The sequence below is a fragment of the Bradyrhizobium sp. I1.14.4 genome, assembly GCF_050435825.1.
GTDB lineage: Bacteria > Pseudomonadota > Alphaproteobacteria > Rhizobiales > Xanthobacteraceae > Bradyrhizobium.
The window spans coordinates 229,951-249,549 of sequence record NZ_JBNDLA010000008.1; the positions used below are offsets into that span (position 1 = coordinate 229,951).

15 protein-coding genes are annotated in these 19,599 nt (G+C 64.5%); 8 read left to right on the forward strand and 7 right to left on the reverse strand.

The features are described 5' to 3' along the window. Positions 1-57 precede the first annotated feature (57 nt). Complete coding sequence (locus ABIB78_RS18900; protein WP_429027235.1) at positions 58-2,073, reverse strand: acetyl-CoA carboxylase biotin carboxylase subunit; 2,016 nt, start codon at positions 2,071-2,073, stop codon at positions 58-60. Positions 2,074-2,233: 160 nt separating this feature from the next. Continuing rightward, positions 2,234-2,440 (reverse strand): hypothetical protein, encoded by a 207-nt coding sequence (locus ABIB78_RS18905; protein ID WP_429027419.1) that lies wholly within the window; start codon positions 2,438-2,440, stop codon positions 2,234-2,236. Positions 2,441-2,768: 328 nt separating this feature from the next. Between ABIB78_RS18905 and ABIB78_RS18910 the strand changes: the two genes are divergently transcribed. Both ABIB78_RS18910 and ABIB78_RS18915 read left to right on the forward strand, forming a co-directional pair. Next, positions 2,769-3,548, forward strand: coding sequence for a thermonuclease family protein (locus tag ABIB78_RS18910; RefSeq protein ID WP_429027237.1), 780 nt, complete (start codon positions 2,769-2,771; stop codon positions 3,546-3,548). A 79-nt stretch (positions 3,549-3,627) separates the two neighbouring features. Further along, the gene (locus ABIB78_RS18915; protein ID WP_429027239.1) at positions 3,628-6,096 is read left to right on the forward strand and encodes a PAS domain-containing protein; all 2,469 of its coding nucleotides are present in this window, start codon (positions 3,628-3,630) and stop codon (positions 6,094-6,096) included. A 19-nt stretch (positions 6,097-6,115) separates the two neighbouring features. Here the strand turns inward: ABIB78_RS18915 and ABIB78_RS18920 are convergent, their stop codons facing one another. From ABIB78_RS18920 to ABIB78_RS18935, 4 genes are all read right to left on the reverse strand, one after another. Further along, positions 6,116-6,412, reverse strand: coding sequence for a septal ring lytic transglycosylase RlpA family protein (locus tag ABIB78_RS18920; protein ID WP_429027241.1), 297 nt, complete (start codon positions 6,410-6,412; stop codon positions 6,116-6,118). Positions 6,413-6,530: 118 nt separating this feature from the next. Next, positions 6,531-6,977: a PPC domain-containing DNA-binding protein gene (locus tag ABIB78_RS18925; protein WP_429027243.1), complete on the reverse strand. Its 447-nt coding sequence runs from the start codon at positions 6,975-6,977 to the stop codon at positions 6,531-6,533. A 76-nt stretch (positions 6,978-7,053) separates the two neighbouring features. Then, positions 7,054-9,765, reverse strand: coding sequence for a bifunctional diguanylate cyclase/phosphodiesterase (locus ABIB78_RS18930; RefSeq protein ID WP_429027245.1), 2,712 nt, complete (start codon positions 9,763-9,765; stop codon positions 7,054-7,056). Positions 9,766-9,881: 116 nt separating this feature from the next. Then, the gene (locus ABIB78_RS18935; protein WP_429027248.1) at positions 9,882-10,418 is read right to left on the reverse strand and encodes a hypothetical protein; all 537 of its coding nucleotides are present in this window, start codon (positions 10,416-10,418) and stop codon (positions 9,882-9,884) included. A gap of 216 nt (positions 10,419-10,634) precedes the next feature. Between ABIB78_RS18935 and ABIB78_RS18940 the strand changes: the two genes are divergently transcribed. From ABIB78_RS18940 to ABIB78_RS18960, 5 genes are all read left to right on the forward strand, one after another. After that, the gene (locus ABIB78_RS18940) at positions 10,635-10,862 is read left to right on the forward strand and encodes a hypothetical protein (protein ID WP_429027250.1); all 228 of its coding nucleotides are present in this window, start codon (positions 10,635-10,637) and stop codon (positions 10,860-10,862) included. A 74-nt stretch (positions 10,863-10,936) separates the two neighbouring features. Then, the gene (locus tag ABIB78_RS18945; protein WP_429027251.1) at positions 10,937-11,305 is read left to right on the forward strand and encodes a hypothetical protein; all 369 of its coding nucleotides are present in this window, start codon (positions 10,937-10,939) and stop codon (positions 11,303-11,305) included. A gap of 113 nt (positions 11,306-11,418) precedes the next feature. Further along, on the forward strand, positions 11,419-12,642 hold the full coding sequence (locus ABIB78_RS18950; protein ID WP_429027253.1) for an efflux RND transporter periplasmic adaptor subunit: 1,224 nt from the start codon (positions 11,419-11,421) through the stop codon (positions 12,640-12,642). Beyond that, on the forward strand, positions 12,635-15,859 hold the full coding sequence (locus ABIB78_RS18955; RefSeq protein WP_429027255.1) for an efflux RND transporter permease subunit: 3,225 nt from the start codon (positions 12,635-12,637) through the stop codon (positions 15,857-15,859). Before ABIB78_RS18950 ends, ABIB78_RS18955 begins: the two co-directional genes overlap by 8 nt. Before the next feature lie 138 nt (positions 15,860-15,997). Beyond that, positions 15,998-17,839 (forward strand): alkaline phosphatase family protein, encoded by a 1,842-nt coding sequence (locus tag ABIB78_RS18960; RefSeq protein ID WP_429027258.1) that lies wholly within the window; start codon positions 15,998-16,000, stop codon positions 17,837-17,839. A 60-nt stretch (positions 17,840-17,899) separates the two neighbouring features. Here ABIB78_RS18960 and ABIB78_RS18965 read toward each other — a convergent pair whose 3' ends face one another. After that, positions 17,900-18,481 carry a hypothetical protein gene (locus ABIB78_RS18965; protein WP_429027260.1) on the reverse strand — a complete coding sequence of 194 codons (582 nt, stop codon included), beginning with the start codon at positions 18,479-18,481 and terminating at the stop codon, positions 17,900-17,902. A gap of 376 nt (positions 18,482-18,857) precedes the next feature. On the opposite strand from ABIB78_RS18965, the gene ABIB78_RS18970 reads away from it, so the two are divergent. Further along, positions 18,858-19,517 (forward strand): peroxiredoxin, encoded by a 660-nt coding sequence (locus ABIB78_RS18970; RefSeq protein WP_429027263.1) that lies wholly within the window; start codon positions 18,858-18,860, stop codon positions 19,515-19,517. Positions 19,518-19,599 lie beyond the last annotated feature (82 nt).

Sequence of the window (19,599 nt, forward strand, 5' to 3'; positions counted from 1 at the left end):
CAGTTTCGACGCCGCGCCATGGATTGCTTCGCTACGCTCGCAATGACGGGATTGCGTCTATGCGAACTCCAGGATCAGCGCATCGACCGCGAGCGTTGCGCCGGCGGCGGCGTGGATCTTCTTGACCGTGCCGTCGCGCTCGGCGCGCAGCACGTTCTGCATCTTCATGGCTTCCACGACCGCCAAGGTCTCGCCGGCCTTGATCTCCTGGCCCTCGGCCACCGCGATCGACACCACAAGACCAGGCATCGGGCACAGCAACTTCTTGCCGGTGTCGGCCGCCGAGACCACCGGCATTAGCTGCGCCGAGGTCGCCTCGGTCTCGGTGAAGACGTAGACCGGCACCTCAAAACCCTGATGCGCGAGGCGGAAGCCGTTATTGATGGCCCGCACCTGCACGGCGACAAAATTGCCGTCGATCGTGCCGTGCCAGACCGGCTCGCCCGGCACCCAGTTCGACACCAGATTGTGCGGATTGCCGGGCAGCCTGTCGGCGCCGATGAAGCGTACCGCGATGGCGTCATCCTCGCGTGCGACGTCGAGCGCAATCTCGGCGCGATCGAGCCACACCGCGCGGCGGCGCTCGCGCAGCACCACGCGTCCGCCCATCTGGCCGGATATCTGCCGCTTGCGCTCGCCGAGCACGTGATCGATGGCGGCACCGACCGCCGCGAGCCGGCGCGCGATCTCGCCCTCGGGCGCGCGCGCCGAGAATCCCTTGGGGAATTCCTCCGCGATGAAGCCGGTCGAGAGCCGGCCCTCGCGCCAGCGCGGATGGTTCATCAGCGCGGACAGGAACGGAATGTTGTGCCTGATGCCGTCGACATAGAAGGCGTCGAGCGCGGTTGCCTGCGCCTCGATCGCGGCGGCGCGTGATGGAGCGTGGGTGACGAGCTTGGCGATCATCGGATCGTAATGGATCGAGATCTCGCCGCCCTCCTGCACGCCGGTGTCGTTGCGGATCGTGATGCCGTCTTGGCTGGCTTCGGCCGGCGGACGGTATTTCACCAGGCGTCCGATCGACGGCAGGAAGTTGCGGAACGGATCCTCGGCATAGACGCGGGACTCCACCGCCCAGCCCGTCAGCGTCACGTCCTTCTGCGCGATCGCGAGCTTCTCGCCGGCCGCAACGCGGATCATCTGCTCGACGAGGTCGATGCCGGTGACCAGCTCGGTGACGGGATGCTCGACCTGCAGGCGGGTGTTCATCTCCAGGAAGTAGAAGCTCTTGTCCTGGCCGGCGACAAATTCGACGGTGCCCGCCGAATCGTAGTTCACCGCCTTGGCCAGCGCGACGGCCTGCTCGCCCATCTTGCGGCGGGTCTGCTCGTCGAGCAGCGGCGACGGCGCCTCCTCGATGACCTTCTGGTTGCGGCGCTGGATCGAGCACTCGCGCTCGCCAAGATAGATCACGTTGCCATGCTTGTCGCCGAGCACCTGGATTTCGATGTGCCTGGGATCGACGATGAATTTCTCGACGAAGACGCGGTCGTCGCCGAACGACGACTTCGCCTCGGCCTTGGCGAGATTGAAGCCTTCGGCGACCTCCGCCTTCGAATGCGCGATGCGCATGCCCTTGCCGCCGCCGCCGGCGGAGGCCTTGATCATCACGGGGTAGCCGATCTCGTCGGCGATCTGGACGGCGTGTTTGCCGTCCTCGATGACGCCGAGATGGCCCGGCACGGTCGAGACCTTGGCCTTGGCCGCGGCCTTCTTGGATTCGATCTTGTCGCCCATCGCGGCGATGGCGCCGGGGTTCGGGCCGATGAAGACGATGCCGGCGGCTTCCAGCGCGCGCGGAAACGCCTCGCGCTCGGACAGAAAGCCGTATCCGGGATGCACGGCCTGCGCGCCGGTCTTGCGGCAGGCGTCGACGATCTTGTCGATCAAAAGATAGCTCTCGGCCGCTGCGGGCGGTCCGATCAACACAGCTTCGTCGGCCATCTCGACATGCAGCGCGTCGCGGTCGGCCTCGGAATAGACGGCGACCGTCTCAATCCCCATACGGCGCGCAGTCTTGATGACCCGACAGGCGATCTCGCCGCGGTTGGCGATCAGGATTCGTTTGAACATGCTCTTCTTGCTTGGGCTTTTTTCGAACTTGGCAGGATTCCTCCCCGCGCAATTCGGCACGGGCGATTGGCGTAACTCCTCCGTGGTACAGCAAATTGCTCCGGAGGCAACGGTCTAATGCAGACCTGCCCCGGTCGATGACGGTAGCCTGAGAGGTATTTCAGCCCGAATAGGTCTTGAAGCGGCCGCGGGAATGGGCCCTCGCAACGGCTTTCATCAGCTCGCTGACCTCGCTCTCCAGGAATTCATTGGCCACGATCAACGCCCGGACAGTCGCGCGCATATTCCCGCCGCAGGCGGTAATGGCCTGATCGACAGCCGCTTCCAGCCCGTCATCGTCGTCAGATTCGGGCCGTGCAGACATCATAGGGTATCCGGGATTCAGCTGGTGCATCATGTTCCTATTTTGTTCTAACGAAGTCAATCGGATCTTTGATCGACGCCGTCTCCTGAGCCGCCTTCTTCTCCGCCGCCAGCGCGCGAGACATTGCCGGGTCCGGCGACGACCTCGACGAGCACGTTGATAATGAACTCGGCCATGCACATCCCTCAAATCGCAGTGCCGGCCGTTCCAGGCTGTCCGCCACCGGCCGGGATGTGACGGCGCGCACGCGGCTCGTGCGAACAGTCCTTGGTTGGATCGTACCTGCCTGTGCTAGAAGTTCGGCGGCCCGCCAAAGATCTGAAGTGAGAAAATGCGGTTTCGAAATCTGGTCGTCACGACGCTTCTCCTGTCCTGCTTGTCTGCAATCCCCGGTTTGTCCGCGACCGCTGGCCCCGCGGCCACCGCGGTCATCAAGGACGCCGGCACCATTCAGCTCGGCAACACGACGTTTCGGCTCGACGGCATCGACGCGCCGGCGGTCGACCAGCTCTGCGTCGACGAGCATGCCGACGTCTGGACCTGCGGGATCGAAGCGCGCGACCAGCTGACCAAGTTGATCGGCGGCAAACCAATCCATTGCGACGATATCGGCGTCGATCCGACCTTCAAGAGGCGCCGCCTCGGCGTCTGCAAGATCGAGGGCGATCCGACCAGCCTCAGCCAGGTGCTGGTCCAGAAGGGTTACGCCCTCAATGTCGAGGGATCGGCCACTGGCCGATTCAAGCCGGATGAAGCCACCGCCAAGGACAATCGCGCCGGGCTCTGGAAGGGCTGCTTCGTGGCGCCGCGCGATTTTCGTCTCGGCAAGAAGGATGGCCTCCTGCGCGGCAACGCATGCCCGGCCGACCGCGACAAGCAGATCCGTGATGCGCTCTTCCCCGACGATCTGCCGATGCCGGCAAGCTGCAACATCAAGGGCAAGTACGCCGTGCGCGCCCGCGTCACCGGCAATGTCGGCATCTATCACCTGCAGGCCTGCCGCAGTTACCCGGGCCTCGGCAATCCGGATCGCTGGTTCTGCTCCGAGGAGGATGCGCAGGCCGCCGGGTTCCGCCGGGCCTATAATTGCCGTCCGCCCAAGAGCAAGTGATCGGCAAGTGATCGCATAAATCACGCTGGCAAAGCCGCCACGTCCTGTGTGAAACTGCGCCAAGAGGTTGCCGGCGCGTATGACCCCACCCGATCCTGCTGATGTGCTTCCCGAAACTGCGGCAGCCGAACGGCTGCGGCAGCACCTTGAGGAGATCGCGCGCGAACGCGATCGCGCCCATCGCGAGCTTCAGGAGCGCGAGGCAGAGCTGGCACGGATCCAGCGTATCGCGCGGGTCGGCGGGCTCGAGATCGATTTCCGCGACGGCGTGCGCAACCGCCGCTCTCCCGAATATCTGCTGGTGCACGGCCTGCCGCCTGACGAGGTCAACGAGACCTACGAGAACTGGGTCGCGCGCATCCATCCCGACGACCGCGAACGGACGATCCGGCATCTGTTCGGCGTGCTCAAGGCTGGCGGCGAGGATTACACGGCCGAATACCGCATCATCCGCCCGAACGACGGCGAGAGCCGCTGGATCCGCGTCGTCGCCAAGATCGAGCGCGACCGCAGCGGCCGCGCGCTGCGGCTGGTCGGCGCCGATCTCGACGTCACCGATCAGATGCTGGCGCAGGAGACGTTGCGGGAAAGCGAAGAGCGCTTCCGCTTGATCGCCGACAGCGCGCCGGTGCCGATCTGGGTGACCAAGCTCGACCGTACCCGCTCCTTTGCCAACCAGGCCTATCTCGACTTCCTCGGACTGCCGTTCGAGGAAGCGATCGTGTTCGACTGGCGCAAGGCGCTGCATCCGGACGACCTGCCGCAGATCCTGCAGGAGCAGATTACGGGCGAGCTCTCGCTCAAGCCGTTCATACTCGAGGCACGCTACCGGAACGCTGCCGGCGATTGGCGTTGGCTGCGCTCGGAGTCGCAGCCGCGCTGGGACCCGAACGGCAAGCATATCGGCTTCATCGGCGTCGCCCACGACATCACAGCCGCCAAGGAAGCCGAGATTGAGCTGCGAAAGCTAAACGAGTCGCTGGAGCGGCGCATCCTGGAGCGCACCGCGCAGCTCGAATCCCGCGAAGCCCAGACCCGCGCGATCCTGGAGACCAGCCATCAATATCAGATGCTGCTCAACCGCGACGGCGGCCTGCTCTACACCAACCAGACCGCGCTGGCCGGCATCCGCACTGATGCCACTGACGTCGTCGGCAAGCCGTTCTGGGACACGCCTTGGTTCGCCGCGACCGAAGGCATGCCGCGCGCGATCCAAAATGCCTTTGCGACCGTGATGCGTGGCGAGGAGGTCAAGATCGAGATGCAACTGCGACTGCCGATCGGCGAGCGCTATTTCGATTTCGCGATGCGGCCGCTACAGGACCAGCACGGCACCATCGTCGGCGCGGTGCCGGAGGCCGTCGACATCACCGAGCGGCGGCGCGGCGAGGAAGCCCTGCGGCAATCGCAGAAGATGGAAGCGGTCGGCCAGCTCACCGGCGGCGTCGCGCACGACTTCAACAACCTGCTCACCATCATTCGCTCCGCGACCGACTTCCTGCGTCGCCGCGAGCTGCCGGATGAACGGCGCCGCCGCTACATCGACGCGATTTCCGAGACCGTGGAGCGGGCCTCCAAGCTCACCGCACAGCTATTGGCGTTTGCGCGCCGGCAACCGCTCAATCCGGAAGTTTTCAATGTCGGGACGCAGGTCGATAGCGTGGCGCAGCTGATCCGGCCGCTGGTCGGCGCACGGATTCACATCGAGGTCAGGATCGACGATCCTGACTGTTTTGCGATCGCCGATATCGGCCAGTTCGAGACCGCGATGATCAACCTTGCGGTCAACGGCCGCGACGCCATGAACGACGAAGGCCGGCTGACGATCGGCGTCAGGAAGGTCAAGAACATCCCTGCCCTCCGCGCCCAGGCCTCGCGCAGCGGCGATTTCGTGACAGTGTCGATCCAGGATACCGGCACCGGCATCTCGCCGGAAAATCTCGACGCGATCTTCGAACCGTTCTTCACCACCAAGGAGGTCGGCAAGGGAACCGGCCTCGGATTGAGCCAGGCCTTCGGCTTCGTCAAGCAATCCGATGGCGATATCGAGGTCACCAGCACGCCCGGCCACGGTGCGACCTTCACCATCTACTTGCCGCAGGCCATGCGTCCGGCGGACCCCAAGGTTGCAGCTGGCGCGGGCACCGAACAAATCTCTATCGGCCGCGGCTATCGCGTCCTCGTGGTTGAGGACAACGATGATGTCGGCCAGTTCTCCACCGAACTGCTCGAGGATCTCGGCTATTCGGTCAAGCGCGCGGCGAATGCCAATGCGGCACTCGCGATCCTCTCGGAGAACGAGTTCGCCGCCGATCTGGTGTTCTCCGACGTGATCATGCCCGGCATGAACGGGGTCGAGCTCGCCGGTGTCATCCGCGATCGGTTTCCCGGCCTGCCGGTGGTGCTGACCAGCGGCTACAGCAACGTGCTCGCCGAGAACGCGCACAGCGGCTTCGAGCTGATCCAGAAACCCTATTCGGTCGAGGCGCTGTCGCGCACGCTGCGAAAGGCGATCGCCGAGCAACGGGCGACCGCTTCCAAGCCCTGATCCCGCCGCCGGCCGAGCCTTATTCGATCACGACATGCGCGACGCCGAGCTGAAGGATGCCGAGCGCCCGCGCCGCGGTGGTCGAGACGTCGATGATCCGCCCGCGCATGAACGGGCCGCGGTCGTTGACCCGGCACCGGATCGACTTCCCGTGATACGACACGGTGACCATGCTGCCGAACGGCCGCCTGCGATGCGCGCAGGTCATCTCGCCACTCCTGCCGATGCCACGATAATAGGACGCAAGGCCACTCTCTGCGTTTGCCATGCACGAGGCAAACAGCAGCATGGCCGCGGACGTTACTGCGGTTTTCATTGATCGCCTGCCGGTCGAGCCCCGCAATGGAACGCGGTTCCACGATTTCGGTTCCGCGTCCGTCGCGTTGGCAGGTCGATTTTCTGGAGCCTTTCGGCGGGAAGCGAAGGCGGTCGGGTTATCCTGCGGCGGGATCGATCAGGGCGATGCCGAGCTCGGGCCGCTTCCGGCGCCGAAGGCTGGCTGGCGCTTCCGTGACCACGACCTCCAGCGTCGGGCGCACGATGCCGGCAAGCAGATGGCCGCCGCGCGTCGACCCATCGGACAGTCCGAGCACAATATGAGTGTGCAAGCTGGCCTTGCCGTCGTCACCGGTCGCGATATCGCCGACCGCGCACAACACCTCGCACTGCTCGTTGACCTCGATCTTCCGGTAGCTCTTTGACGCGAAATCGAACCAGCCGACCGTCGCTCGCTCGAATGCGCCGATCGCGGTGAGCGATGCCGCCGTCAGCCTCGCATCATTGGCGAACTTGGTCAGCGCACCGAACGCCTCCTCGCCGCCATCGAGCACGACGACGTGAACTTGCGCGCCGGGTGCATTCGACACGAGCTTGCTTTTCATTGAGCCGCCTCGCCTCTCGAGAGCTTTCACTCTCAAGCGGCGGCGGCGCGGATTGTTCCTGACGGACGGTGGCCGCTCAGGCGGCGTCCTCGACACTATCGGCCGCGAGCAGCGTCCGGACATCCTGCGCCGGAACCGGTTTGCTGAACAGGTAGCCCTGCATCTGCGTGCAGCCGAGCATCTGCACGGTGTCGCGCTGCTGATCGGTCTCGACGCCCTCGGCGGTCGTGATCATGTTGCGGTCGGCGGCGATCGAGACCACCGCGCGGATGATCGAGGCCGAGCCGCTGTTGCGGGTCACTTCCTTGACGAAGCTGCGGTCGATCTTGATCTTGTCGAACGGGAAGCGCTGCAGATACTGCAGCGACGAATAGCCGGTGCCGAAATCATCGAGTGCGATGTGGACACCGAGCGCGCGCAGCTGGCCGAGCGTGACCAGCGCCGCATCATCGTCGGCGATCAGCACCGCCTCGGTGATCTCGAGCTCGAGCCTGCGCGGGTCGAGCCCGCTCTCGGCGAGCGCACTCGCGACCTTGAGCGCCAGCGTCTCCGACTTGAACTGGATCGGCGAGACGTTGACTGCAAGCCGCACATGCGCCGGCCAGGCCGCCGCCTCGATGCAGGCGGTGCGCAGCACCCACTGCCCGATCTCCTCGATCAGCCCGGTTTCCTCGGCGACCGGTATGAACTCCGCCGGGGAGATCATGCCGCGCACCGGATGGCGCCAGCGCAGCAGCGCCTCGCAGCCGGTCACCTCGTCGCTGCGCAGGTCGACCAGCGGCTGATAGTGCAGCTCGAAGCGGTCCTCCGCCAACGCACTTCGCAGATCGGCCTCCAGCGCGCGGCGCAGATTGGCCTGCTTCTCCATCGCCGGATCGAAGAAGCGATAGGTCCTGCGGCCGGCGGCCTTGGCCGCGTACATGGCGAGATCGGCGCATTTGAGCAGGCCGAACAGGTCGGAGCCGTGGCGCGGGGCAATCGCAATGCCGATGCTGGCATCGCTCGACAGCCAATGACCGTGGCAGTCGAACGGCGTGCGCAGCGACTGATAGATGCGCGCCACCAGATCGCTGACCTCGTCGTCCGAGGTGATGTCATGCTGGACGATCGCGAACTCGTCGCCACCGAGCCGCGCGATGAAGTTGTTCGACCCGGCCGACTGGCGCAGCTTCTCGGCCACGCGCCTCAGGAATTCATCGCCTATCGAATGACCCAGCGTGTCGTTGATCCGCTTGAACTCGTCGATATCGATGTAATGGATCGCGAACTCGCGAACGGTCGCCTCGCGCAACAATTCTTCCGCGTGACGCTGGAACAGCGTCCGGTTCGGCAGATTGGTCAGAGCATCGTAATGCGCGAGATATTCGATCTGCGCCTGCGCTCGCCGCCCATCGGTGACATCCTCGAGCGTGGTGGCCCAGCCGCCGTCGGGCGCGCGCTTGTAGATCAGGCGAATGCTGCGGCCGTCGGGCGTCACGATCACCGAGTCCCGGACCTCGTCACCCCTGGGATTGGTGAACCGCGCACAGTATTCATCGACATCGCCGACGAATGAACCGAGCGCCTGGCGATGCAGGATCAGATCGTGCAGATGGCATCCAGGCTTGGCGACATCGGTCGAGAGGCCGAACATGTCGATGTATCGTTGGTTGCAAATCACGAGCCGCGCCGAGGCGTCGAACAGCAGGAGCCCCTGCGTCATGGTGTTGATGGCGGTGTCGAGATGCTGGCCCTTCTCGGACAGCCGGCGCTGCGCCGCATCGTGCTGCCGCTGCAACTGGCGAACGATCAGGAAGATCGTCATGACGACGATCAGCACCGCGAGCACCGCGGCGCAGAACTGCAGCTTGGTCTGGGCGCGCCAATCCTCCAGTGCGCTGGAGGTCCTGGTGGTGGCGAGAATCAGGATCGGAAAGTGCGACAGCGACCTCACCGCGCCGACATTCTCCTCGCCGGCAGCGCCGACGAACCGCCCCGACGTGTTGCCGCCAAGACCGATGATCTTCCGGAACAGCGGCTGGTCGACGATGTTGCTGCCAACCAGGCTCGCATCCTGCGGATAGCGCGCGATGATCGTGCCGTCACGATGAATCATCGAAATCACGGTGTCGCCGTTCAGCGCCAGCGAGGCGACGAAATCCTCGAAATGGCTGGGCTCGACGCCGCGGCTCGCAAAGCCGATGATCTCGCCGTTGCGCCCGGTGATCTTGCGCGCAAATATCGTGGTCCAGTTGCCGGTCACCTTGCTCATCGCGGGCTCGACGATGACAGGCGAAGTCGGCCGTCCCGAGGTGAACTCCTGGAAATAGCGCCGGTCGGAGATGCTGATGTCGGGCACCGGCCACATCTCGGACGAGTTGATCAGCCATCCCTTGGCGTTGAACAGATTAAGCCCGCCGACATGCGGCAGCGCGGCCAGCCGCGTGCGCAGCATCTCGTGCGCACTGAGCAGCGACATGTTCTTTTCGAACTGATCGGCGGTCTCGACCTGCTCCGACCGCAGATAATTCACGATGTCGTCGTGGACATGCTGAAGGTCGGTGAGCTGCTGGTCGAAATGCCGCGACAGCAGCAGCGCGGTGTTGTTGAGCTCGCGCTCGGACATCTCCAGCGCCCGCTCGCGAAACTGCAGCGCGAGATAGCCGGTGCCAAGCGTGATCGCGAGCACCAACAGCGCGGCACTCAGGATGAGCCACTGAATGGCGCCCATCCTGGTAGCGCGCAACACACCTTTAATCGACAGCCGCCGGCGCTCCGGCTTCACGCTGTTCGTTGAGATAACCGACATTTTCCTGCCCCTGCGGGTGCCCTTGTAGGGGAACACAACCCAAGGGGTCGTTAGGAAAATCAGTTATCGAACGGTTAAGGTGAATGCGTACCTGAACACGATCGGTACAGGAATCCTCAGGAAGCGACCGCCACCGGCGACGCCGCCGTCGCCTCCTTCAGGCTGCACCCGATCAACGCGCCTTCGATGGTGAATTTCGAGAATGGTGAGAACGGCGTCACGGCCTTGAGTGCAGCGAAGAATTGCGAGTCGCCCGGGCTCTTCAGGAGAAACCGGATGTGGCTGGCCGCCAGCGCATCACGCGACAGCCAGACGACGCCGGAGAACAGCGCCACGAGCATCTGCGCATAGTCGCTGACATCGGCGAGGCCGAGATCGTAAATCGGAGACACGTTGACGAAACGCGCACTGAGGGCCGGCGACGTATATCGGCTCATCAGGAGACGCTTGACCTGGCACACCGCGTGGACCCGTTCGCCGTCAGTCAGGTGGTACAGCCCCTGACTATCGCCATCCCTGGCGGTCAGCGCTTCAAAGGCAGCGATGCCGCCAAAGGTGGCAAAATCCTCGCCGACGCCTTCAGCGTCCTTCTTCCATTGTGCCTTGATGTGACGCCAGGACCGCTCGGGGTCCTTGATTGGCAAGAGCAGCATGGTTAGGGGGCTGTTAGCACGGAGGGGAATCGTCGCTGGATAATATGTCGCAGGCATTAAGTCTTTGCTTACAGCGGTAGCCGGCTGTGGCGGCTACCGGGCGACCTCTTGCACTCAGCATGCGCGACCGCCCCGATGGTCGAACTGCGCGAGATGGATATTTCGTCCCGGGAATGCCAGAAGTCGTTTTCGCGATCAAGAGGACCTCACCACGCGATGGACGCACTTACGATGTTCGGATTGTTCGCCGTGACCATGATGCTCGTCTGCTATGCGGCCGAAGATCGCAGCCCCTGGTTCATCCTGGCCTTCGCCGTCTCCTGCGCGCTCGGTTCGGCCTACGGTTTCCTGCAGGGTGCCTGGCCGTTCGGCCTGGTTGAGGCGATCTGGGCCGTCGTCGCGGCGCGGCGATGGCTGACGCGTCGAAGCGCGGACGGCCTGTAACGTTATAGTATCCGCGGCAATTCTGTCGCGGACTCGAACTTGAATGCGCGCGGCCACAGCGCTAATGAGGGCCCATGGACGCTTCGCGCACCGTGATTCAGTCTTACCCTCACGCAACGGGATCGCGCCGCTGGCGGAGCCTGCTTGCGGGATTGATTTCGCTTGCGCTGGTGCTGTCGTTCTTCCACGGCTGGGCCTTCGACGGTGACGACGATGCAGTTCCTGGCTTCTCGATCGCACAGTCGACCAACGACACCGGCGGCAAGGCTCCAGTGCATCCGGCGTCGTTGCATGGCGATCACTGTCTGACACACGTCGCCTCGGTAGCTTCGCAGGAAACTGCGTTCCCGATTGCCTATGCGCCGCATAGCTATGGCCACAGCAGCATTGAGCTGCCGGCATCGGCCGACCGCCTCTCTCCCTTCAAGCCACCCCGCGCCTGATCCGGTCGACATGACCGGCCGCGTGCCGCTGCCATTGGGCCGCACGCACGCTTCCGCACAGATCGATGTCGCGACAGCGCATGGCCATCGGCCTGCGCTGCGGAGAGGCGCATATGAAACGGGTTGTTCTATTTTTCGCCGGCGTGACCGCCGGCATCGCACTGGTCGTTCTGGCGGCCGGATGGATCGGCTGGCCGGTCAAGTTCCCGACCGCGACGCAGGAGACTGCGATCGCGAATCCAGAGAAATCCGGAGCCAAACATGAGGCCCCCGGGCATATCGCGCTGAGCGAAGACCAGATTCGCGAAGCCGGCATCACGTTCACGCAGGCCAGCGGCGGCATGCTGAAGCGGCATTTCCTGGCGCCGGGATCGCTGATTCCTGACGCCGACCATATCGGCCGCGTCTCGGTGCGAGTGCTCGCGACGGTCACCGAACTACGCAAGCGCCTCGGCGACGTCGTCGAGAAGGGCGAGATCGTCGCGGCGATCGAGAGTCGTGAGGTGGCCGACGCCAAGAGCGAATACCTCGCCGCACGGCTGACCAACGACCTGCAGCAGACCCTCTACGCCAGGCAGAAGACGCTGGCCGAGACCCGCATCGTCTCGGAAAATGAGTTCCTGCGCACGCGGCTGACCGCGAACGACGCCCAGATCAAGCTCGACGGCGCGCGGCAGAAGCTGTTTGCGCTGGGCCTGTCGGACGGCGAGATCGCAGATTTGCCCAATCAGCCCCCGGAAAGCTTGCGGACGCAATTCTTGCGCGCGCCGATCAGCGGCCGGGTGTCCGAGCGGCGCGTCGACCTCGGCGGATTGATCGGGCGCGAGGGCCAGGAGAGCGAGCTCTATGTCATCGTCAATCTCGACGGCATCTGGGTCGATCTGGCGGTCTCGCCCGAAGACATCAACGCGGTCCGCGAAGGCGTTTCGGTCAAGATCCGCGCCATCGGCACCGAAGATGTAGCCAATGCCGGCGTGATCTTCGTCAGCCCCCTGCTCGACCGCGAGACCCGCAACGCCCGCGTAATCGCAACCATGCCCAACAAGGATCATCGCTGGAAGCCGGGCACCTTCGTCACCGCGGAGGTCCCGCTCTCGGGTGCGCCGTCGACCGTGATGGTCTCGAAGAAGGCGATTCAAGCCATCAAGGGAACGCCGACCGTGTTCGTGCGCGATGCCGACGGCTTCGAGGCGAGGTCCGTGCGAACCGGCCGTGAAGACGATGACGATATCGAGATCGTCGCTGGTCTCGCAGCCGGCGAGACCGTCGCGGTGCAGAACACCTTCACGCTGAAGGCGGAGTTCGACAAGGACGAGGCGGAGCACGGCCATGATTGAGCGCATCATCGGTCTTGCGATCCAGCGGCGCTGGGTGGTCGTCACCCTGGCGGCAATCCTGATGTTCCTCGGCGGCCTCGCATTGACGAAGCTGCCGATCGACGCGGTGCCCGACATCACCAACAAGCAGGTCCAGATCAACACCGTGGCCCCGGCGCTGTCGCCGGCTGAAATCGAGAAGCAGATCACCTTCCCGATCGAAACGGCCCTGGCGGGCGCGCCGGGACTGGAGAGCACGCGCTCCCTCTCCCGCAACGGCTTCTCGCAGATCACGGCGGTGTTCAGTGAAGCCACCGACATCTATTTCGCCCGCCAGCAGGTCGGCGAGCGGCTGACCGAAGTTCGCGCGCGCCTGCCGCAAGGCATCGAGCCGCGGATCGGCCCGACCTCGACCGGCCTCGGCGAAATCTACATGTGGACCGTCCATTACTCCGGGCAGAAGGTGCCGACCGACGGCGCGCCGGGCCTGCAAAGCGATGGCCGCTTCCTCACGGCGGACGGCCAGGTGCTTCAAACCGAGGTCGAGAAGAATGCCTATCTGCGCACGGTGCAGGACTGGATCATCAAGCCGCAGATCAAGATGGTGCCGGGCGTCGCCGGTGTCGATTCGATCGGCGGTTACCTCAAGCAGTACCAGGTCCACCCCGATGCGGCGAAGCTGATCGCGCTCGGCCTCACCTTTGCCGACGTCGCCAAGGCGATCGAAAGCAACAATGTCAGCCGTGGTGCGCGCTATATCGAGCGCAACGGCGAAGGGTTCGTGGTGCGGTCCGGCGGGCGCCTCGAGAACATCGAGGAACTCGGCGCCGTCGTCGTCACCACCCGCGGCGGCGTCCCGGTCAGGATCCGCGACCTCGCGTCGCTTTCGATCGGCGGCGAGACGCGCACCGGCAGCGCCAGCGAGAACGGCCGCGAGGTCGTGGTCGGCACGGCGCTGATGCTGATCGGCGCCAACAGCCGCACGGTGTCGGCCGCGGTCGACGCCAAGCTGCGCGCGATCACGCCATCCTTGCCCGCGGGCGTCGAGGTCGAGACGGTGCTGGATCGCACCCAGCTGGTCGACGCGACGATCGGCACCGTGGCACGCAACCTCTCCGAAGGCGCGCTGCTCGTGATCGCCGTGCTGTTCGTGCTGCTCGGCAATTTCCGGGCGGCGCTGATCACAGCGCTGGTGATCCCGATCGCCATGCTGATGACCGCGATCGGCATGTGGCAGGGGCGGATCAGCGCCAATCTGATGAGCCTTGGTGCGCTGGATTTCGGCCTGATCGTCGACGGTGCCGTCATCATCACCGAGAACAGCCTACGTCACCTCGCCGAGAAGCAGCACGCGCTCGGCCGCGTGCTGACACGCGACGACCGGTTGGCAACGGTGCGCGCGTCCGCCGCCGAAATGGTTCAGCCGAGCCTCTACGGCCAGGCCATCATCCTGCTGGTCTATGTGCCGCTCCTCACCTTCACCGGGGTCGAAGGCAAGATGTTCGAACCGATGGCGCTGACCGTGATCCTCGCGCTCGCTGCCGCCTTCGTGCTGTCGCTGACGCTGGTTCCCGCGCTGATCGCGATCGGCATCACCGGCCGTGTGCAGGAACAGGAAAACTGGCTCGTTGCCGCAATGAAGCGCTGGTACAGCCCGCTGCTGCGGCACGCGGTTGCAACGCCCGTTCCCGTCATCGCGGTGGCGGTCGTGCTGTTCGCCACCGCCCTGTTCGGGTTCTTCCGCCTCGGCCAGGAATTCATCCCCTCGCTCGACGAGAAGAACATTGCCATGCACGCGCTGCGGATTCCGAGCACGGCGCTGTCGCAGTCGCAGGCGATGCAGCTGTCGGTCGAGAAGGCCGTCAGCCGGTTTCCGCAGGTGTCGTTCGTTTTCTCCAAGACCGGCACCGCAGAGGTGGCAAGCGATCCGATGCCGCCGAACGCGTCCGACACCTTCATCATCCTGAAGCCGCGTGCGCAGTGGCCGGATCCATCGCTGACCAAGGAGCAGCTGATCGAGGACATCTCGAAGACGGTCGGGCGTCTGCCGGGTAATGTCTATGAATTCACCCAGCCGATCCAGATGCGCTTCAACGAACTGCTCGCCGGCGTCCGCGGCGACGTCGCGGTCAAGGTGTTTGGTGACGAGTTCGAGCCGATGCAGAAGGCCGCCAACCAGATCGCGGCCGCACTGCGCAGCGTGCGCGGCGCGACCGACGTCAAGGTCGAGCAGGCGGGCGGCCTCCCCGTGCTCGAGATCAAGGTCGACAAGGCGGCGATCGCTCGGCGCGGCCTAAGCGTCTCCGCGGTCCAGGACGTGATCGGTGCCGCGGTCGGCGGTCAGGATGCCGGCGTCGTCTACGAGGGTGATCGCAGCTTCGACATCGTGGTGCGATTGCCGGAGAGCGTGCGCTCCGATCTCGAGGCGTTGAGCAACCTGCCGGTCGCATTGCCGAAGGCGACGCCGAGTTCGCCGGTGCAGAGCCTGCCGCTCAACCGCGTCGCCCAGTTCTCCTTCACCGAAGGGCCGAACCAGATCAGCCGCGAGAACGGCAAGCGCCGCATCGTGGTGACGGCCAATGTCCGCGGCCGCGATCTCGGCTCGGTGGTCGAGGAAGCCCAAGCAAGGGTCGCGCAATCGGTGAAGCTGCCGCCGGGCTACTGGATGACCTGGGGCGGCCAGTCGGAAAATCTCGCCGCGGCGCGCCAGCGCCTTGCCGTCGTCGTGCCGGCCTGCTTTGCGATGATCTTCCTGTTGCTGCTGGCGGCGATGGGGTCGGCGCGCGATGCGCTGCTGGTGTTCAGCGCGGTGCCGCTGGCGCTGACCGGCGGCATCGCGGCGTTGTGGCTGCGCGGCATGCCCTTCTCGATCTCGGCGGCCGTCGGCTTCATCGCACTGTCGGGCGTCGCGGTGCTGAACGGGCTCGTGATGCTGAGCTTCGTCAGGCAATTGCGCGAGCGCGGGGTGCCGATGCAGGACGCCATCGAGCAAGGCGCCCTCACCCGCTTTCGGCCGGTCGTGATGACGGCGCTGGTGGCCTCGCTCGGCTTTGTGCCGATGGCGTTCGCCACCGGCACCGGCGCCGAGGTGCAGAAGCCGCTCGCCACCGTCGTGATCGGCGGCCTGATCAGCGCAACCCTGCTGACGCTCGCCGTACTGCCCGCGCTCTATGCACGGTACGGGCATGCCGGCAGCGCTACGCGCAATGAGAGAACCGCGATTCAGCCCGCAGAATGACGGCATGTCGACCAGCGGTCCGCAGCAAAAATCCGACGGTTACAGCGCCAAGCAAGCGCTGTAACATTTCTGTCATATGGCAAAACTAAACGAAGGCGAGCGGCGACCTGCCGCGGGCTTCATCTGGGGGAATAAAGCATGCGTCGAGCCATCACACTGTTGTCCGCGAGCATGATCGCGCTTTCGGCGGGCGCCGCCGCGGCGCAGAACGCCAAGCCGCGCAACCTCATCCTGTTCGTTCCCGACGGCCTGCGCGGCGGCATCGTGACGCCACAGACGGCGCCGACGATGGCCGATATCCGCGACAAGGGCGTCAACTTCAAGAATTCGCATTCGCTGTTCCCGACCTTCACGATGGCGAACAGTTCGGCGCTGTCGACCGGCCACTATCTCGGCGACACCGGCACCTTCTCCAATACGATCTACACCGGCTATACCTCGGTGCCGGCCGGCGACACCGTGGTGCCGTTCATCGAGAACGACGCCGTGCTCGCCGACGTCGATGATCACTTCAATGGCGACTATCTCAACGAAGAGACGCTGTTGAAGATGGCCCGCGGCCAGGGTTTTAGCACCGCCGCCATCGGCAAGGTCGGCCCGACCCTGTTGTTCGACCACACCGATCGCGGCAAGAACACGATCGTGGTCGACGATTCCACCGGCGGCAAGACCGGCGTGCCGCTCTCCGACGAGATGAAGGACGCGCTGACCAAGGCCGGCCTGCCGCTTGCCACCCCGAGCCGCGGCGACAACGCCAAGGCGGGCGATGCCAAGACGCCCGGCACAACGGTGGCCAATGTTGCGCAACAGGCCTACATGGCCGATGTCGCGACCAAGGTCGTGCTGCCGATGTTCAAGGCGCGCAACAAGCCGTTCGTGCTGGTGTTCTGGTCGCGCGATCCGGATGGCAGCCAGCACAATACCGGCGACAGCCTCAACACCGTCACCCCCGGCATCAACGGCCCGACCTCGATGGCCGGCATCAAGAATGCCGACAACAACCTCGCCCAGCTCCGCAAGGCGCTCGACGAACTCGGGCTTTCCGCCAACACCAACATCATGGTCTCCTCCGACCACGGCTTCTCGACGATCTCGAAGGAGACCAAGACGAGCCCCTCGGCCAAGATCTCCTACGACGACACGCCGAAGGATTTCCTCCCGATGGGCTTTCTGGCGATCGATCTCGCCAAGGCGCTGAACCTGCCGCTGTACGACCCCAACGACAAGAACGCCAAGGTCGCCGACAATGCCCATCCAAAGGCCGGCAACGGCGTGCTCGGCCAAGACTCGGCCAAGCCTGATGTCGTGATCGCGACCAATGGCGGCTCGGACCTGATCTATCTGCCGAACCGCGACAAGAAGCTCGCCGACCGCGTCGTCAAGGCGCTGCTCGAGCAGGACTATGTCAGCGGCCTCTTCGTCGACGACAAGCTCGGCACCTTCCCCGGCACCTTGCCGATGTCGAACCTCAATCTGAAGGGCAAGGCGGTGACGCCGAACCCGTCGATCGTGGTCAACTTCCGCTCCTGGTCGAGCGGCTGCGAGATCCCGACCAACTGCTCGGTGCAGATCGCCGACACCGTGCTGCGCCAGGGCCAGGGCATGCACGGCAGCTTCAGCCGTGGCGACACATTCAACTTCACCGCGGCGATCGGCCCCGACTTCAAGGCGGGCTATGTCGATCCGCTGCCGGTCAGCAACGCCGATGTCGGCATGACCGCCGCCCAGCTGCTCGGCCTGCGCGCGCCAAACAACGGCGGGCTGATCGGCCGGGTGACGGCGGAGGCGCTGCCGAACGGCATCGTGCCGAAGATGGCCGAGGGCACCATCATGTCGAAGAAGCCTTCGGCCAACGGGCTGCGCACCGTGCTGAAATTCCAGCGCGTGCTCTCGACCCGCTATTTCGACGTCGCCGGATTCCCGGGGCGGACGCTCGGGCTCGAGGAGACCGACGGCAAACGCACAACGGCGGGGAAGTAATCCCCGCCGCCATCGCTTGAACCCGTTCGTTCGGGATGATGCACGCATCATCCCGGGCGATCACATCATCCCGATGTCGAGCACGTTGGGCAGCTGGGCCGCAAGCGGCAGCGCAGCCGCACCGACCAGCGTTGCCACCATCGCCGCCAGCGCACGACTGGCGCGGCGCTTGCCGCGCATCTGGCCCGCGATCCACTCCAGAACCTTGGTGTCGATCTTCGCTCCTTGCGTCGGCGCCCAACGATCGATCTCGGTGTCGGGCGACAGCGCCACCGTGCGCGGCGGCACCGGCAGACCGGACTCGGAGGCGGCATGATGGGCGATCGCCTTGGCGAGCAGATCGTCGAACCGCCCGCCATCGCTACGCTCGGCAGCGGCCTCGTTGATCGCGAACAGCGCCTCGATCTCGGCGCGGCTGACCGGCTGATGCTCGACCGCCGCCGCCGTCAGGATGCGCGCGCACCAGGCGGCGTCATCGGCATCGAGTGACCGGGAGAAATGGATGCGGCCCTTGGTGGTCGGGCCTTCGCCGGTGATCACGCCGTCGCGCACGATGGTCAGCGCATGGGCGGCGGTCTTGCGGCAGGATGGATGCAACGCACCGCTGAGAGCCTCAGCGGTTTTGGTACTTGGGGCAGACATTGTGGGAGCTTTCAATTCCTATCTTAGCCCAGCTTTTCCACGCGGGCGTAAACGAGTGGTTAATGATTCGGAACTTGCGTTCCGAGATTTTTAGATGGTTGTTATTTCGTCGCTTTATAGGCTGTCACGGTTCAGTCCTATAGCAGCCGGGCCAGGCGTGATGACGGCGATAAGCGGCTTTATCTGGGCATTTCCAAGCCTTTGATATTTCGCCGCAGGGATATGGATCAAAACAAGTTGCTTGGAATTCCCCCGCTGTGAGAACAATCTCACCTTTTTCATGAACCCGTTCACTTAAGCCTTGTTCCGTCCTATACTGGAACAGACGGCGTCAAATATAAATTAACCTGCAACATCAATGAGATGAGGTAAAGTCATGACACTTCCGATTGGCGCGACCGCACCGGACTTCGAGGCCCAGACCACCGAGGGCAAAATCAAGTTCCACGACTGGATCGGCAACAGCTGGGCGCTGCTGTTCTCCCATCCGAAGGACTTCACCCCGGTCTGCACTACAGAACTCGGCGCGCTGGCCAAGCTGAAACCGGAGTTCGACAAGCGCGGCATCAAGCTCATCGGCCTTTCGGTCGACCCCGCGGATCGCCACGCCAAATGGGCCGAGGACATCCTGGAGACGCAGGGGGCTGCCCCGAACTATCCGCTGATCGCCGACACCGACTTCAACGTCTCCAAGCTTTACGAGATGCTGCCGGCTTCGACATCCGGCGATCCCCTCGCCCGCACGCCGGCGGACAATCAGACGGTCCGCAACGTCTTCATCATCGGCCCCGACAAGAAGATCAAGCTGGTGCTGGTCTACCCGATGACCACTGGGCGGAACTTCCAGGAGATCCTGCGCGTCATCGACTCGCTGCAACTCACCGCCAAACACCGCGTCGCCACCCCCGCCGACTGGAAGCAGGGCGAGGACGTGATCATCGCGGGTTCGGTCAGCAACGACGAGGCCAAGACGATCTATCCGCAGGGGTGGAAAGAACCGAAGCCCTACATCCGCATCGTGCCGCAACCGAAGTGACCGGCCGCGATTGCACGCGAAGCGCGCAATCGCAAAGGTCATTCCGGGATGGTGTGCGGGCACCATACTGCAGATGCGCAAC